General features: G+C 46.1%; 15 protein-coding genes and 1 CRISPR repeat array. Of the genes, 3 read left to right on the forward strand and 12 right to left on the reverse strand.

Annotated elements, in window-relative coordinates; translation table 11 throughout:
* Nucleotides 1-188 precede the first annotated feature (188 nt).
* Nucleotides 189-1,259, forward strand: coding sequence for a TQO small subunit DoxD (locus tag ABUE30_RS06560; protein WP_408622913.1), 1,071 nt, complete (start codon nucleotides 189-191; stop codon nucleotides 1,257-1,259).
* A 1,047-nt stretch (nucleotides 1,260-2,306) separates the two neighbouring features.
* A CRISPR array of direct repeats spans nucleotides 2,307-2,995; the repeat unit is 28 nt; unit sequence TTTCTAAGCTGCCTGTGCGGCAGTGAAC.
* Between the two features lie 272 nt (nucleotides 2,996-3,267).
* On the opposite strand, the gene ABUE30_RS06565 is transcribed toward ABUE30_RS06560, so the two are convergent.
* The 8 genes from ABUE30_RS06565 to ung form a co-directional block, all read right to left on the reverse strand.
* On the reverse strand, nucleotides 3,268-3,930 hold the full coding sequence (locus ABUE30_RS06565) for a TIGR01621 family pseudouridine synthase (RefSeq protein ID WP_408622914.1): 663 nt from the start codon (nucleotides 3,928-3,930) through the stop codon (nucleotides 3,268-3,270).
* A gap of 11 nt (nucleotides 3,931-3,941) precedes the next feature.
* Complete coding sequence (modC, locus tag ABUE30_RS06570) at nucleotides 3,942-5,021, reverse strand: molybdenum ABC transporter ATP-binding protein (RefSeq protein WP_408622915.1); 1,080 nt, start codon at nucleotides 5,019-5,021, stop codon at nucleotides 3,942-3,944.
* The gene (gene modB / locus ABUE30_RS06575; RefSeq protein ID WP_408622916.1) at nucleotides 5,018-5,701 is read right to left on the reverse strand and encodes a molybdate ABC transporter permease subunit; all 684 of its coding nucleotides are present in this window, start codon (nucleotides 5,699-5,701) and stop codon (nucleotides 5,018-5,020) included. The genes modC and modB overlap by 4 nt, the downstream gene beginning before the upstream one ends.
* A 45-nt stretch (nucleotides 5,702-5,746) precedes the next feature.
* Nucleotides 5,747-6,511: a molybdate ABC transporter substrate-binding protein gene (gene modA, locus ABUE30_RS06580; RefSeq protein WP_408622917.1), complete on the reverse strand. Its 765-nt coding sequence runs from the start codon at nucleotides 6,509-6,511 to the stop codon at nucleotides 5,747-5,749.
* 16 nt (nucleotides 6,512-6,527) lie between these two features.
* Entirely contained in the window at nucleotides 6,528-7,349 is an 822-nt protein-coding gene (locus tag ABUE30_RS06585) for a TOBE domain-containing protein (RefSeq protein WP_408622918.1), read from the reverse strand.
* A 95-nt stretch (nucleotides 7,350-7,444) separates the two neighbouring features.
* Nucleotides 7,445-8,257, reverse strand: a complete 813-nt coding sequence (locus tag ABUE30_RS06590) for a Cof-type HAD-IIB family hydrolase (protein ID WP_408622919.1) — start codon at nucleotides 8,255-8,257, stop codon at nucleotides 7,445-7,447.
* Between the two features lie 99 nt (nucleotides 8,258-8,356).
* Nucleotides 8,357-8,902 carry a hemerythrin domain-containing protein gene (locus ABUE30_RS06595; RefSeq protein WP_408622920.1) on the reverse strand — a complete coding sequence of 182 codons (546 nt, stop codon included), beginning with the start codon at nucleotides 8,900-8,902 and terminating at the stop codon, nucleotides 8,357-8,359.
* Nucleotides 8,903-9,015: 113 nt separating this feature from the next.
* The gene (gene ung / locus ABUE30_RS06600) at nucleotides 9,016-9,699 is read right to left on the reverse strand and encodes a uracil-DNA glycosylase (RefSeq protein ID WP_408622921.1); all 684 of its coding nucleotides are present in this window, start codon (nucleotides 9,697-9,699) and stop codon (nucleotides 9,016-9,018) included.
* Between the two features lie 123 nt (nucleotides 9,700-9,822).
* Between ung and nfo the strand changes: the two genes are divergently transcribed.
* Together nfo and grcA are read left to right on the forward strand one after the other, a co-directional pair.
* The gene (gene nfo / locus ABUE30_RS06605; RefSeq protein WP_408622922.1) at nucleotides 9,823-10,668 is read left to right on the forward strand and encodes a deoxyribonuclease IV; all 846 of its coding nucleotides are present in this window, start codon (nucleotides 9,823-9,825) and stop codon (nucleotides 10,666-10,668) included.
* 387 nt (nucleotides 10,669-11,055) lie between these two features.
* Nucleotides 11,056-11,436: an autonomous glycyl radical cofactor GrcA gene (gene grcA, locus ABUE30_RS06610; protein ID WP_408622923.1), complete on the forward strand. Its 381-nt coding sequence runs from the start codon at nucleotides 11,056-11,058 to the stop codon at nucleotides 11,434-11,436.
* A gap of 94 nt (nucleotides 11,437-11,530) precedes the next feature.
* On the opposite strand, the gene ABUE30_RS06615 is transcribed toward grcA, so the two are convergent.
* The 4 genes from ABUE30_RS06615 to thrB form a co-directional block, all read right to left on the reverse strand.
* A complete protein-coding gene (locus ABUE30_RS06615; protein WP_408622924.1) occupies nucleotides 11,531-12,985 on the reverse strand; it encodes an ArnT family glycosyltransferase in 1,455 nt (484 codons plus the stop codon).
* Between the two features lie 103 nt (nucleotides 12,986-13,088).
* Nucleotides 13,089-13,952, reverse strand: coding sequence for an acyl-CoA thioesterase II (gene tesB, locus ABUE30_RS06620; protein WP_408622925.1), 864 nt, complete (start codon nucleotides 13,950-13,952; stop codon nucleotides 13,089-13,091).
* 79 nt (nucleotides 13,953-14,031) lie between these two features.
* Nucleotides 14,032-15,315, reverse strand: coding sequence for a threonine synthase (gene thrC, locus ABUE30_RS06625; RefSeq protein WP_408622926.1), 1,284 nt, complete (start codon nucleotides 15,313-15,315; stop codon nucleotides 14,032-14,034).
* On the reverse strand, nucleotides 15,312-16,265 hold the full coding sequence (gene thrB, locus ABUE30_RS06630; RefSeq protein ID WP_408622927.1) for a homoserine kinase: 954 nt from the start codon (nucleotides 16,263-16,265) through the stop codon (nucleotides 15,312-15,314). The genes thrC and thrB overlap by 4 nt, the downstream gene beginning before the upstream one ends.

A 16,265-nucleotide genomic window follows, 5' to 3' on the forward strand; every position in this document is an offset into this window, starting at 1 on the left:
AGTCAGCCAATGTGTCGTGATTGTGATTCAAGGTGAATCAGATTATGGCATGACGATTCATCAGTAAAAATGAATATAAGCATAAAATTAACTTATTATTAACTTTCTTGTTCTTTGACCGTCATCAATGTAAATTCCTCTCTTATTACATTTAATAGCACCATCTTATTATTCCTATAGGAATCATTATGTCTCAATCGCATCAACGTCAATCAACTGACAGTGCCTTATTATCACCCTTATTCTGGCAAGTTGCTGGCATCATGGCACTTGCCATCCGGCTCGTGTCTGGCTGGACATACTGGGGCGGTGCGAGTCGGCGTCTCATCTATGCAACCGCAAAGCTTGATCCAACCTCTCACGCCTATTTAGCCAATAAGCTGGTGCATGCTGCTCCGGGTATGGCGCTAGATTTAAGTGGCTTCATGTATTGGTTGCTTAACCACAGCACGCTGCTGCATGTGGCGATTATCTTCTTTACACTAGTTGAGCTGGTTGTTGGTGTAGGCTTAATTATTGGTTTTGCAACGCGACTCATGTCTATCATCGGGTTGGGCCTTGCCTGCACCTTGATGATTATATTTGGTTGGATGGGCACCACCTGTTTAGATGAGTGGACTATGGCTGCGCTTGGCTTTGCCACCTCTGCGGTCACACTTTTAACTGGCGGCGGGCGCTACGCGGTCGACCAATTATTTCAAGGCGCCATTGAACGGAAAAACATCCTCTGGGCGCGGTGGCTAACCAGTGGTCCTCTGCCACTCTCAACCCCACAAGTGATTAAATTCTCGACCATCATGGGGATTGTTTCTATTCTCTTCACGGTTGGTTTCTATGGCTACAACTTTGGTGCACTGGTTACCCCATTAGGTAAACGTATCGATAACGCTCATCACACCGTGGCGTTGTCACAGGCAACCATTCAAGGTAATTTGCTTAAAGTGCACAGCTATATCACCACTGGGCCAGATACCCAAGGCGCTTATATTGCACAGGTCTCATTAAGCCAAGATGGACACGTGTTAGCGACTTACCCAGCCTCATCACTGAAAGACAAAACCATTGTAACGATCCACAACCAATTTGCTCCTTGGTCAACTTGTAAAGCAATGGCTTATGCAGTGCGTTGCCAGCTCGGCTCAAAAGCGACGTGGTCGTTCAAACTGCCAGATGGACTGGCATTCAATAACACGCAGCCATTGACCCTGCAAATGAGTAATGTCGAAGGCAAAGCCTTTAAAATGACTATTCAGCCTTAACCCATAAGGCAAGAACAGCACCATCTCATCAAAGCGAGCGTTTATACGTTCGCTTTTTTTATCCTCTCTAATAATAGTTTTTTAAGCGCCAGTGAACTGGGTGGATTCCCGGATTTCACATTCGTTACATCTGGGCTACGTCGAGCCTTGTTCAAACCTAAAACGCCTAATGTAGCCCGGTAGTAGCGCAGCGGATGCCGGGGAATGAAATAAGTGTGTGCTAACAATCCATCCATGGAGCGGCTTACATCGGTCATCCATGACCTCACTTCCTCAGGCTGCGAAACTTATCTTTCGGTCCTTCGTCACCTAAGCTGCCTGCTGTAGCCCGGTAGTAGCGCAGCGGATGCCGGGGAATGAAATAAGTGTGTGCTAACAATCCTTCCCTGGAGCGCCTCACATCGCTCATCCATGACCTCACTTCCTCAAGCTGAGAAACTTATCTTTCGGTCCTTCGTCACCTAAGCTGCCTGCTGTAGCCCGGTAGTAGCGCAGCGGATGCCGGGGAATAAAATAAGTGTGTGTTAACAATCCATCCATGGAGCGGCTCACATCGGTCATCCATGACCTCACTTCCTCAGGCTGCGAAACTTATCTTTCGATCCTTCGTCACCTAAGCTGCCTGTTGTAGCCCGGTAGTAGCGCAGCGGATGCCGGGAAATGAAATAAGTGTGTGCGAACAATCCTTCCCTGGAGCGCCTCACATCGGTCATCCATGACCTCACTTCCTCAGGCTGCGAAACTGTGTTTCGGTCCTTCGTCACCTAAGCTGCCTGTGCGGCAGTGAACGGTGGTTTAGTGAAGTGTGTGTTAACAATCCATCCATGGAGCGACTCACATCGGTCATCCATGACCTCATTTCCTCAGGCTGCGAAACTTATCTTTCGGTCCTTCGTCACCTAAGCTGCCTGCTGTAGCCCGGTAGTAGCGTAGCGGATGCCGGGAGATGAAATAAGTATGTGCTAACAATCCTTCCCTGGAGCGGCTCACATCGGTCATCCATGACCTCACTTCCTCAGGCTGCGAAACTGTGTTTCGATCCTTCGTCACCTAAGCTGCCTGTGCGGCAGTGAACTTGACCATTGGCAATAATAAAAGACGGCTGCATTTCTAAGCTGCCTGTGCGGCAGTGAACATCACCAAAACGGTGACCAGTCGTTCTATTGATTTCTAAGCTGCCTGTGCGGCAGTGAACTTAAGTTCGACTGTTTTGGTATTCGCCCCTGTTTTCTAAGCTGCCTGTGCGGCAGTGAACTTGGGATTAAACGGGATAAAAATTAACGATGATTTCTAAGCTGCCTGTGCGGCAGTGAACAAATCCTGAGAAATTTATTGATGATCCACATTTTTCTAAGCTGCCTGTGCGGCAGTGAACAGGTGTCAGGCCAATAACTCCTGACGCAGATGTTTCTAAGCTGCCTGTGCGGCAGTGAACGTGCTTAGCTTGTCAGATTGAGTATTTGTGTTTTTCTAAGCTGCCTGTGCGGCAGTGAACTTAGACCAAAACTCATATAACTCATTTTCTACATTTCTAAGCTGCCTGTGCGGCAGTGAACTAAAGTTGTGTCTTCTTTTTCATCGTCTTCGATTTCTAAGCTGCCTGTGCGGCAGTGAACTCTGGTTCAATTCAAGATTATGGATTCTTTATTTTCTAAGCTGCCTGTGCGGCAGTGAACGTCGAATATGGACTGGTCTTTTTGCTCTGCAATTTCTAAGCTGCCTGTGCGGCAGTGAACTAGAGCGTCAATCAAAATAAATAAATGACACCAATAGGTTAGCTAAAAAATGAGGTTTTAACCCAAATTTTTAAGCACTTTTTAATTGATTGTTTTATATAAACTTTTTAAAGAGCAAAATAAAAGGGTCAAAATTAGGGTCAATTAACTGTCTAACATTCACCTTCAGCTGTCAATCAACTCGTCACTATTTGAATCCATAGCGCTGGCATCGAGAGTGACGGCTCCGCTGTTCATTACCTGAATCATCAGCATCAAGCTAATCATACTCATCATTTCAACGCGAATTGTTGCCACGGAGGGAGCCATTCGGTAAGTTGACTCTGATGCACTAGAAACAGCTCACCTTGATTGGGTAGCCGCATCACTTCAATGGCTTGCCCTTGCCAATTGAACTGAAGACCAAAGGCATCCAGATACCCGCGATCAGCTCGCAAGCCAGCATAACGCTCATCGCCTAAAATCGGAGTACCTAAGCTTTTCATCATCACCCGCAGTTGGTGCGTTCGCCCAGTAGAGGGCCGCAGTAAATATCCCCGAAGACCATCTCCTAAAGATTGGCTGATAAAACGCGTACGGGCAGGGTTTTCAAGAGTGCGCATCAACATCCAACTCCCAGAGCGCGCTTTTTGCATATCCCCTGTGATCATGCCCTGTTTTTTCTTTGGTTTGCCATAGGCCAACGCAAGATAGTATTTATTCATCTGATGGCTGGCAAATAGCGTCTGAAACAGTGCTGCAGCTTGGGCACTTTTGGCAAATATAATCAGCCCAGAGGTCAGTTTGTCTAAGCGATGTACGGGCCACAGCGTTCCAAATTGTTGGTTCGCCAACTGGGCTAATCCAAGTTCATTCTCTTCGCAGTGAAAACTAACCCCAGCAGGCTTATCTAAAACAATAAAATCGTCATGCTCAAATACTAACGGCAATGGCATCAAGCCTTCCCCTATAAAATAGCAACCGCTTTAAGTTGCGCCCAAACATGTAGGTTTGGTGCGAGTTTAAGATGTCTACACGAGTACCCTGACAACTGTGCAAGCAATTCAGGGCCTTCATCATGATGCAGACGCAAACGGACCAGTCGTTCATCAGCGTTTGCAGCCGAGTCAATCGACACCACTTTCGCCGGCAGCCGGTTAAGGATTGAACTGTCTTGCGCCTGCGTTAAACTAATACTGACATCACTGGCAAAAATGCGACAGCGAATAGGCGTTCCCACTGACAAATCACGCTTGGATAAATACAATATCACCTTGCCATTTGATAGTTCAGTAAGGCCGTCATGATGGCCTGTCACCACCGCATTGATCACACTACTGGCTCCATCGGCAAACAAATGGGCGCTTTGTACATTGAGCAAAGTTTGTTGTAGCGGCCCGCTTAATCGCACCGAGCCTTGCTCCATTAACACTAAATGGTCGGCAAGACGAATGACCTCTTCAGGCGCATGGCTAACATACACAATCGGAATTTTCAGCTCACGATGTAATCGTTCCAGATAAGGCAAAAACTCTCGCTTTCGGGCCAAATCTAAAGCTGAAAGCGGTTCATCCATGAGCAACAATTCAGGTGAGGTCAACAAGGCTCGAGCAATCGCAACCCGTTGGCGTTCGCCTCCAGAAAGCGAATAGGGACGACGCTTGAGCTTATCTTCAATGCCCAGCAGTTGACAAATATCATCAAAACGGCTCTGCCGCTGTGTCCTGTCCACCTGACGCCAGCCAAATTCTAGATTGCCGCGCACATCTAAGTGATCAAATAAGCTGGCCTCTTGGAACACATAACCAATCGCGCGCCGATGAGTGGGTACGAATAGTCGCCGAGATTCATCTTGCCAACAATGATCAGCCAACTGACAATAACTATTGGGCAAACGTTCAAGACCCGCTAAGGCGCGTAAAATCGTGGTCTTACCGCAGCCTGAAGCGCCAAATAATACGGAGATCCCGCTCGCAGGCAAGGATTCGTCAACATCTAAGCAAAATTCACGCAGCTGACGCTTAAAACGGATTTTTAACTCACTCATGCTTGCCTCACGCGCTGTTTCATTCGCCCATTGAGAATATAAGTGATGAGCAATGCCACAAACGAAAACGCCACTAGCACTGCGGCAAGTTGATTCGCTTGGCCATATTCCAGCGCTTCAACATGATTATAAATTTCCACCGACATGACGCGTGTTTGACCCGGGATATTTCCCCCTATCATTAACACCACGCCAAATTCACCGATGCTATGGCAAAAGCCTAAGATAGCAGCTGAAAAAAAACCGGGGCGAGCTAACGGTAATGCCACTTTAAAAAATGCCCGTAAAGGCGCAACCCGCAGCGTGGCCGCTACTTCCATCGGCCGTGACCCCATAGCAGCAAAGGCATTTTGTAGTGGCTGCAAGACAAACGGCAAGGTATGGATCACGCAACCAATCACAATACCAGTAAAGGTAAAGGGTAACTGGGCAATGCCCAGCCAATGCGTAAGATGACCAATGGGACCTTGCGGTCCCATTAAGAGCAGCAAATAAAACCCTAACACCGTAGGCGGTAAAACGAGCGGTAATGAGACAATAGCGCTAATAGTCGATTTCATACGGCTTTGTGTCTGCGACAACCACCAAGCCAACGGAGTGGTGCCGATCAATAAGACCAGCGTGACAATAACAGCTAACTTTAAGGTTAAAGCCATAACGGCTAGATCACTTTGTAACATCGGTGATAGTACCTGCTCGTTGTTCTACTCACTGAAATGAAGAATTTATTGGTTATGTTTGGGGATATCATAGCCAAAGGAACGGATGATTTGTTGCGCTTTAGCGCTTTGCAAATAATTTAAAAAGGATTGAGCAGCAGCCTTGTGCACACTATTGCTGATCAACACGGCATCTTGACGAATTGGCGTATAGAGCTGATTGGGCACAATCCAGCCTGAACCTTGCGATAATTTACCGTCACGATACACTTGTGACAAGGCAACAAAGCCTTGCTTCACGTTACCGTAGTTCACATAAGAGAACGTTTGTGCAATATTTTGCCCATAAACTAGTTTCGTTTGAAGCTGTTTGTATAGACCGAGTTTTTTCAGCACAGTGACCGAGGCTGCGCCATAGGGGGCCGCTTTGGGGTTGGCAATAGCCAATTGTTTGAATGTTGCTGATTTTAAATAGTCAGAGTTTTGCGCGATTAAATCGGGCTGTTTAGACCAAAAAATTAAACGCCCTTGGGCATAGGTAAATTCACTGCTAGCAACGCCCTGGTGATCTTTAACCAGTTTTTGAGGCCGGCGCTGATCAGCGGCTAAAAACAGGTCAAATGGTGCGCCATTGACAATTTGCGCATAGAGTTTTCCCGTTGAACCAACACTTAATACGACATTATCATGACTTTGCTTTTGGTAATCAGCCACCAACAATTGTAGCGGTTTGTAAAAATTAGCAGCAACAGCAACATTCACCTCAGTGGCTTGCGTTTGCCATGCCACCAACAACGCAGCCCCTGCTATCACCCCGACTTTTATATTCATCATTCAATCCCTTCTGTTAGATATCATAACGGCACAATACTACCGATGCAGGTGAAAACCCAACGCCGACAGTCTGTCCTAATTGAAGCGCTAACTGCTGTGAGCGCGCCTGTGTAATCAATGCGCCAAGACGCTTATGTTGACCGACCGCAATACTGAGTTGGCAGTGACGCGCATCCGGTAACATACGGATAATCTCGCCCACATAGTTATTGGCTGGGCGACGCGTTAGCGCATCAAGACGATAAACTTTCAGTTGCGGCGCTTTAATCAGCGCTAACACTTGTGTTCCGGGGGTTAACATGAGCTCGCTGACCGATTCACTGGTCACTGATGCCTTAAGCTCAAAATCATCCCCTGCGCCAATCACCACCTGCGCATTCACACCATGCTGGCGAAGCGCTATAACTTTGCCGCTGAACTGATTGCGAGCGCTACTTTGAAAATGCATCTGGCGTAACATCCGGCGTACTTGATCTAATTGCAGATCAGGCTGCGCTTGCACTAAAGCACGCAGTTGCGCTAACGAATGCTGATATTCCAATTGCAGCGCCCGATATATTCGGATGAGTTGTCGTCCAGCGCTTGTCAGCAACGTTCCTCCACCATGACGCCCGCCACTTTGGCGAATCACTAATGGCTGCTCAGCTAAGTTATTCATGGTGTCTAAAGCATCCCACGCCGCCTTATACGACATTGGCAATGCTTTCGCTGCTGCATTTAATGAGCCATGCCGTTCAATAGCCTCCAACAAGCAGATCCGCTGCTCGCTGACCAGTGGATGCCCGCTAATTTGTAGTTGTAATGGCAACAATGTTGTCAGAATTGCATCATTCATTATATATCTCACTATATAACGCCACTCCCTAAAAGGCCTCATTAAAGAGGCCTCAGCGAGAGCTAATCGACTTATTCTAGGTGCAAATTACGCCACTAGTCTTGATTTAAAACAAACCGTTCTATCACTTGAGCAACGCCATCTTCATCATTGGTTGCGGTCACGCAATCTGCTAGTGCTTTGGTTTGTTCATCGGCATTGCCCATTGCCACACCAAGTCCTGCCCAGCGCAGCATATGGTGATCATTCCCGGCATCACCCACACAAATCACTTGCTCGCGAGCGATATTAAGGTGCTCAGCCAACGCCGCTACCCCCGCCCCTTTATTCGCAGACGGGTGCATAAACTCGAGAAAATAAGGGGCACTGCGCAGCACGCTAAAATCTTGGTGCCAAGTCACTGGCAGCCTATTGACTGCCTTTTGTAAGAGGTCGGCTTCATCGATCATCATCACTTTCACCATTGGCTCGTCATCATCGAGCTGATCATAGTTCAGTGTCGTACAGGTGATCTCATTCATGAACGCTTCATGCTCGGTGTAATGGCTGAGCTTTGGCGTAATCAGCCCCCGTTGTAAACTAAAAGCATGGGTATGTACATTGAGCTCTTGCGCCATGGTGCCAATGCGTTTGGCATCACGGCCGGTTAATTGATGATTTCCCAGCACCAACGTACTACCAAGCTGCTGAACCAACGCCCCGTTATAACTAATAACAAACTGACCATCTTGATCAAGCTCAAGGGTTTTTAGATGCATCAAGATCCCTTCAACTGGGCGACCTGAAGCTAATACGACAACCACACCCGCAGCTTGAGCAGCATGGATAGCTTGGATGGTTCGCGAAGAGATTTGGTGATTTGAATTCAGCGTTGTGCCATCAATATCAAGGGCAATCAATCGATACATAAAAGATGATTCTCTAAACTAAACATATCACTAGTTTAGAGAATCACACCTTGATGTAAAGATAAAGCCAAAGCGGCAGACTTTAAATCGACAAACGAATTAACTTTCAGAAATATGGATACGTTCGGACAACTCCTGAAATTGTTTATCAACCAGCCCCCCAAAGAGCGGATCAACAACGCCAGAATAATCCCAATTTTGTTCAATATTACGCCAATCATCAGCAAGTAATGACTGCTTTAATATAGGGAAAACTTCGTTTTCTTCATAATTTAAATGATCCCATTGCAGCTGAATATATTTTTCCAATTTTTGGCTAAATTGATCCAGCGGGATCACCGCATCCAATAAAATAAGATCGAGCACATCGGCTAACTCTACCGTCAATTGGCAGAGCTGTTCATGCTCTTGGGCTAACCGATTCGACAGCTGTTCACTGTCAGATCGGTATTTACGGTAGTATTCATAAATCACATCTTCTTTGGGGTGATGATATTTATCCGCATAATCGCGCATGTAAGTGATTATATCGGCAATAAGTTTATATTTCACAGCTTGTCCACTACGGATCAAATGTAACTTTTTCTCCAATACCCGTAATAGTGATGAGATATTGATGTGATCCTTTTTGATGCTATCTAACATTGTGCAACTCCTGTAACGTCCAACCCTGCGATGACTTACGTTGCTTAACTTACGACCACGCCCACCGCTCATTAAACCGAATGGCTACTTCCTCCTCATGGCACAATTATAGATCATTGAGCCATGTTCAATGGTAATTGCCAGTGAATCGGAGATTTGCCCTGTTCTTGTAAATATTGGTTTGCCTTCGAAAAATGTTGGCATCCTAAAAACCCGCGGTGAGCCGACAACGGAGAGGGATGCGGCGCTTTTAACACGCAATGGCGCTGCGGGTCTATCACCGTCCCTTTTTTCTGCGCATGAGCACCCCACAACATGAAAACCAACCCATCACAATGGTCATTCAATTGACTGATGACAGCATCGGTGAATTGTTCCCAACCACATTTAGCGTGCGAATGGGCCTTGCCATACTCAACGGTTAATACGGTGTTTAATAACAATACGCCTTGACGGGCCCAAGATTCAAGATAACCGTGCTGAGGAATTTGAAATCCGGCAATATCTTGGCTTAATTCCTTATAGATATTCACTAGCGATGGTGGCACTCGAACACCGGGCTGAACAGAAAAACACAAGCCATGTGCCTGACCCGGCTGATGATAAGGATCTTGCCCTAAGATCACCACTTTCACGTCATCTAACCCTGTCCATTTGAACGCGTTAAATACGTCATCTTGCGGCGGGTAAATCGCCTTGCCCGCGGCTCGCTCTGCGCTCACAAAGGCCATCGCCTGCTGAAAATAAGGCTGTTTTTTCTGTTCACCTAAAATAGGTGTCCAAGAGGTCTCACTCATCATTTTAATCTCATCATATTATTTTAAAGTCGATAGCATACGAATGAGCATCAACAAGGACAAGACTAGCCATTCATTTACTAGCTGATTACACTAACACTACAACCGACTCATGCGAATATTATGTACTATATTGGAGCTCATGTTAGCGCCGCAGGTGGTGTCTTTAATGCCCCTGTTAATGCCGCTCAAATTGGCGCTAGCGCCTTTGCACTATTTACGAAAAATCAGCGCCGCTGGCAAAGCCCGCCTTTAACCGCCGACACCATTGCGCGCTTTAAAGACCATTGCCAACATTATCAATTTAGCGCCGCACAGATCCTGCCTCATGATTCCTACCTCATCAATTTAGGTCACCCCGAGCAGGGTGCCTTGGAAAAATCACGCCACGCATTTATCGATGAGATGCAGCGCTGCCACCAGCTAGGACTCAAGTTGCTTAATTTTCATCCGGGTTCTCATCTTCGCAAACAAAGTGAAGAAGAAACCTTAACCAAGATCAGTGAATCGATTAATTTAGCCCATCAACACGTCCCTGAGGTTATCGCTGTTATCGAAAATACCGCTGGCCAAGGTTCAAATCTCGGTTGGAATTTTAATCAATTAGCCACCATCATCGATCAAGTTAATGATAAACAGCGGGTGGGAGTTTGCCTCGATACCTGCCATGCTTTTGCCGCCGGCTACCCTTTGCAAACCCCGCAAGGATGGCTTGAAACCTTCCATGAATTTGAGCAAATCGTTGGCTTTGACTATCTTAAAGCGATGCATCTTAATGATAGTAAAGGCGACCTTGGCTCTCGATTGGATCGCCATCACAGCTTAGGATTAGGTCATATCGGTCGCGAGTGTTTTCGTTTGATCATGCAAGATGTACGCTTTACGGGCATTCCGCTTATCCTCGAAACTATTGACGACACATTATGGGCAGAGGAAATAAGTTGGCTCAAAGCGCAATCAAGTGCCTAAGGCGATTAAGCGAGAATCATGAACGTTGCTGTTTACCGCCATAACAAAGCCGCTTAATCTTGCCCCGATGAGTGTCATCAACACACGAAGGGGCAAGTGTGCCCAATCAGCATGAGAGCCTTTAACGAATACCTCAATACAACTTAACCTTAACTCGGCTAACTCACATAAACCTTTATCTAGATCAAAGCATCCTCGCAAAGATGTATTTAAACTACATATAACCATACAATTTTAATGGTTAATAAACCATGTTAGTATGAACAATATTGATTGAGGTCAATCAAAGGCTTGTCTAAGACATCTTATATTACTAATTTGTGATATGGATCAGGTGAAGAGCAGACAGGTCAGCTTTACTTAGGTAGATAGCAATAGGAGCATATCATGACTAAGGGTATTCAAATCACTAAAGCAACTAATGATGCACTACTGAACTCTTTCTGGTTACTCGACGAAGCGAATGAACAAGCTCGTTGCCTGTGTGTCAAAGATGGTCTGTATGATGAAGATCAAGTCGTATCTATGGCGCAATTAGGTGCCATTGAGTATCGTGAAATTCCACTACGCGCGGCACCTCTCGTTGAAGGTGGTCAGCACCTAAATGTCAATGTCATGCGCCGTGAAACACTAGAAGATGCGGTGAAACATCCTGAAAAATATCCACAGCTGACTATCCGTGTATCAGGTTATGCCGTACGGTTTAACTCTCTGACACCCGAACAACAGCAAGATGTAATTACCCGTACATTTACTGAAAAAATGTAAGATCCGAGTGATTTAATCACTTTAAAGCCGCTTCATCGCGGCTTTTTATTTACCTTGCAAACCAAGCCTCTGCGCGCTCACAACATGTTCTAAATCACTCAGATTGACTCATCACCTTAAAAGTTGACGGTTCAACCAAGACGATCAAGAGCTGTCGTGTACGTTTAATCAACAGATAGTTTAGATCCCCCTGATAAGACTTAGGTAGCACCGTAAAATAACGCCCTTGGGGTGGCGCATTCACAAACTCATTTCCTAAGAAGAACTCAACCCCCGCCCTATCACCATAATCAGGTAGCAATCGATTTTCAATGGCAATCGGAATATTGGCATTGTAGCTTAACTGCTTCAGATCACGCAGCGACCGGTAGCTGTTCCACGATAATTTCATGGGAGCGACGAGAATAAAAATGATATAACTGATGCCGAGTACTTTGAGCCAATTGACAAACTGAACCCTCTTTAACTGAGGGATAGAAGCGATACCAAAAGCACAGAAAAACGCCGCTGTGGTGTAAAAGGTAAAGAGGTAACGCTCAGCGCGGGTTGAGATAACTTGGATCGCAAGCCAGCTCAGCAACGTAAAAATAGCAATTAATGTCAAGCCATTGCGGTCAAACTGATGGCTATTTTGATAGCATTTATAGCAACCAAAGATAAAAAAAGGTAAATACAAGAAATAATCTCGGCACATATAGAGCAGGTATTGGTACACAGGTTTGCTATGGTAATGCACCGATTCTTGCGCTTGTAGCCCACCATCAAACAGGCGAGCGATCACCTCATCATAGAAGAAATGATGAAAAAAGTTGGTGTGCAACGAAATGTACACATACCACCACAAAAATGTTGCCAAAAAAAGGCCAAAAGCGGCGATGCTATGCCAAAACAGACGTTTAGTTCTAAGTTCTCTGGCCAGAGGGAGACAGAGATAAAGCAGCCAAACAGCCCACGGCAACAACCCCAAAAACCCTTTGGTCATTACCGCTAAACCACTCATCAGCCCAAATAACAGCAAATGCCAACACTTCGCCGAGCGAAGGTAATGCCATAAAAAACAAAGTGACACGGTAATCAGCAGCGCAGACAAACTTTCCATGCGCACATCATGAGCATTTTTGTAGATCACATAGGTGGTATTGACGCAAAAAATAGCCAAATAACCGAGGTTATAACTGCGGGCGATGCGAACAAATAGATAAAACAGCGCAACGTTTAATAGTATGGCCGTGAGCACGGCCACAAATTTTACCGCAAAAATAGTATAGCCAAACACAGACAAACTCAGTGCGGTTAACCAGAAAAACAGCGGTGGTTTATTTAGATATGTCGCCCCATCAAAATGCAAAATGAGCGGCGAGTGCAAGGTCAGAATATTTTTGGCTATCGAAGCATAGACGATCGCATCACCACGCAGATCAGCACTACTCATATTTGAAGCATGTACCGCCAAAGCAAAGACAATAACCCATAGACTTTTCGATAAAAATCGGCGAAAACAAAAATCAGTGGCGTCCATTTCATTGACCAAATTTAAATTCAATAACAACGCAGTATTTTCATATATATCGAAAATTTGTCAAATGATGGTAAAAAATAGGGTCAGCCATGGCAAATAGCTGACCCTATCTTTAAATGGAGGTCATTGCAGATTAAGAGACGAGTGGACGAATCACACCTTCTTGGGCTGTAGAGGCGACTAATACCCCATCTTGAGTGAAAAATTGCCCGCGAACTAAACCATGCCCTGATGATGCCGCCGGGCTATCCACCGCATACAACAGCCACTCATCCAAACGAAATGGCTGATGGAACCACATACTGTGGTCAATCGTCGCCACTTGCAGATCGTCATCAAAAAAAGAACGGCCATGCGGCTGCAGTGCCGTCGGTAGAAAATTCACATCCGACGCATAGGCCAGCATATAATTGTGAATTGCCGCCACATCGGGCATCACGCCATTCGCCCGGATCCATGCATAGCGTTTTGCCTCACAGGCTTCAGGTTCAAGTGGGTTAATAAACTGTACCGGGCGAATATCAATCGGCTTATCACAAATAAATCGATTACACAGTTCCACAGGCAGTTTATCACGCATGCCAAAGGCATACTCTTGTTCTGATTGGAGCTGATCAGGCCCTGGTACATCGGGCATTAAAGCTTGATGCTCAAACCCCTTTGTGCGCGTGTTAAAAGAGCCAATCATGGTAAAAATTGGACGGCCATGTTGGATGGCCCGAATTTGTCGGGTAGAAATGGTGCGACCATCGCGCAGGTTCGTCACTTCATAGATAATCGGATTGGCCGTATCACCAGGATGTAAAAAATAGGCATGTAATGAGTGAACGCTCCGCTCATCCGGGACAGTATGACGCGCAGCACAGAGCGCCTGACCTAAAACTTGACCGCCAAATACCACGCCAATCCCTAGATCCTGACTATTACCCCGAAATAACCCCTGCTCGATCTGTTCCAAACTCAATAGATCGAGCAGGTTTTTGAGAATTTTACTCATCGTTTTATCGCACGTGTTTTTACAAAGCGCCAAGGATGCGCAAAGTTAGTGCGAAGGTCAATCCCTTTATGATTATATTTTAGCCAGTCACCTTTAAAAGTAGTGCTTTAAGTGGCGCAAAATCAGCACTCAGATAATTGGATAACAACGGCAGATCGATCCGCTCAGCAAGCGGGGCTGGTAATGGCACAGAGATGGATAAAATATCTTCCACCGCTGATTGGAACTTAGCCGGGTGAGCCGTACATAAAAAGACCCCATGTTCATCGGCTTCAAGTTGCGTCTCTAACTGGCGCCAAGCAATCGCACCATGAGGCTCACTCAAATAACCTTGCTGATAGAGATCTTGCACCGCTTGGCGAGTTTGCCGATCATCCATAACACCATAACTAAGCTCACTTAAAGAGCGTGACTGCACCCGAAATAACTCTTCGATACGAGGCCAGTTATTGGGTTGGCTGACATCCATCGCATTTGATAGGGTGGCTTGTGTCGGTTTAGGCTGCCAGTTACCATCGGCTAAATAACGCGGCACCGTGTCATTGACATTGGTGGCAGCAATAAAGCGTTTTACCGGTAAGCCGAGCGCTTGGGCCAATAACCCGGCCGTTAAATCGCCAAAGTTACCGCTGGGTACCGAGAACACCAGTTGCTGGCGTTTGGCTTTAGGTAATTGTGCAACGGCCTCAAAGTAATAACAAACCTGTGCCAGTAATCGACTAATATTAATTGAGTTAGCCGAGTTCAAGCCAATTTGCTCACGCAGTGGCGCATCATCAAATGCTTGTTTTACTAATGTCTGGCAAGCATCAAAATCACTTTTGATGGCCACAGTCGTAATATTGTCACCGAGCGTACAAAATAGTTTTTCTTGCAGTGGACTGATTTTTCCATCTGGATAAAGCACCACCACTTTGATGTTTTCAATACCATAAAAAGCATGCGCCACAGCCGCGCCTGTATCACCTGATGTGGCGGTTAAAATGGTAACTGGCTTATCACTGGCAAAGTGCTTGAGACACTGCGCCATAAAACGCCCGCCGAAGTCTTTAAACGCCAGTGTTGGACCGTGGAACAGCTCTAATGCATCAATCTGCCCACTGACCTTGTGCAACGGCGCAGGAAAACAAAAAGCGCGCTGAACCATCTTGGTGAGATCATCGAGCGTAATTTCATCACCAATAAAATGGTGTAAAATAGCGCTGCTGCGCGTGACAAAATCTTGTTCTAATAGCGCATCAATATCATCCAGTGGGATTAGCTCTGCGGGGAAAAACAGACCTTGCTCACGACCCAATCCAATCTTTAAAGCTTGTTCAAAACTCACTTGTTGATCGGGACATTTAATATTGTATAACTTCATAACAGGTTTCCTGTAACTTGCGTGCCTTGCTCGTCAATACGGCAAATATGGCAAAAGCCATCATCATTTTGAATAAAGTGCTCAGTAAACCAGGTTTGAATACGCTGCGCTTGGCTCATATCATTAACCACCGTGAAGACGGTCGGTCCCGAACCTGAAATGCCGCAGGCAAGTGCCCCAGCCTGCATCGCATAGCGACGCGCCTCATCAAATTGAGGGATCAGAGCACGTCGATAGGGTTCAGCGATCACATCGGTTAAAAAGCTCGCGGCTAAATCAGCTTGCTGAGTGTGGCTAGCGTGAATGAACCCTGCCAATTGACGACCATAGGTCAATACATCTTGGCGCCGATACTGAGCGGGCAAAATAGCGCGGGCCTGCGCTGTTGAAATGTTAATGCCTGGATATGCTAATACCCACAACCATTCTTTAAAGGTTGGGATCGCTTGGCTTATCACACCTTGGCTTTCCAGCATTAACTGAATACCGCCTAAATAGCATGGGGCGACGTTATCATAATGAACGCTACCACTAATTTTGCCTTCTAACTCACCCATCATAGCGAGCATTGCCATCGGTTCAAAAGGTGCGTCATAAAATTGGTTGAGCGCTTCTAAGGCCGCCACCACCGAGCATGCACTCGAGCCTAACCCACTCCCAATAGGCAGATTTTTTTCTAAAATCATCGCGACCGACTGCACCGCAATCTGCCGCGATTTCAATTGCTGGTTAAAATAGTCATGACAATCAAATAGAATGTTCTCCCGCGGGTCGCTCGGCAATTTAGCCGCAAAACGTCCACGCACTTCAATCGCGAACGAATCACTGCCAAATACTTGTACACGGTCACCTAACAAGCTGCCATCTATAGGAGACAACGCTGCACCTAAGACATCAAACCCAACACTGACATTACCAATAGATGCGGGGGCATACGTTACAACAGCCAT

It is taken from the genome of Celerinatantimonas yamalensis (assembly GCF_046054155.1).
Classification (GTDB): domain Bacteria; phylum Pseudomonadota; class Gammaproteobacteria; order Enterobacterales; family Celerinatantimonadaceae; genus Celerinatantimonas; species Celerinatantimonas yamalensis.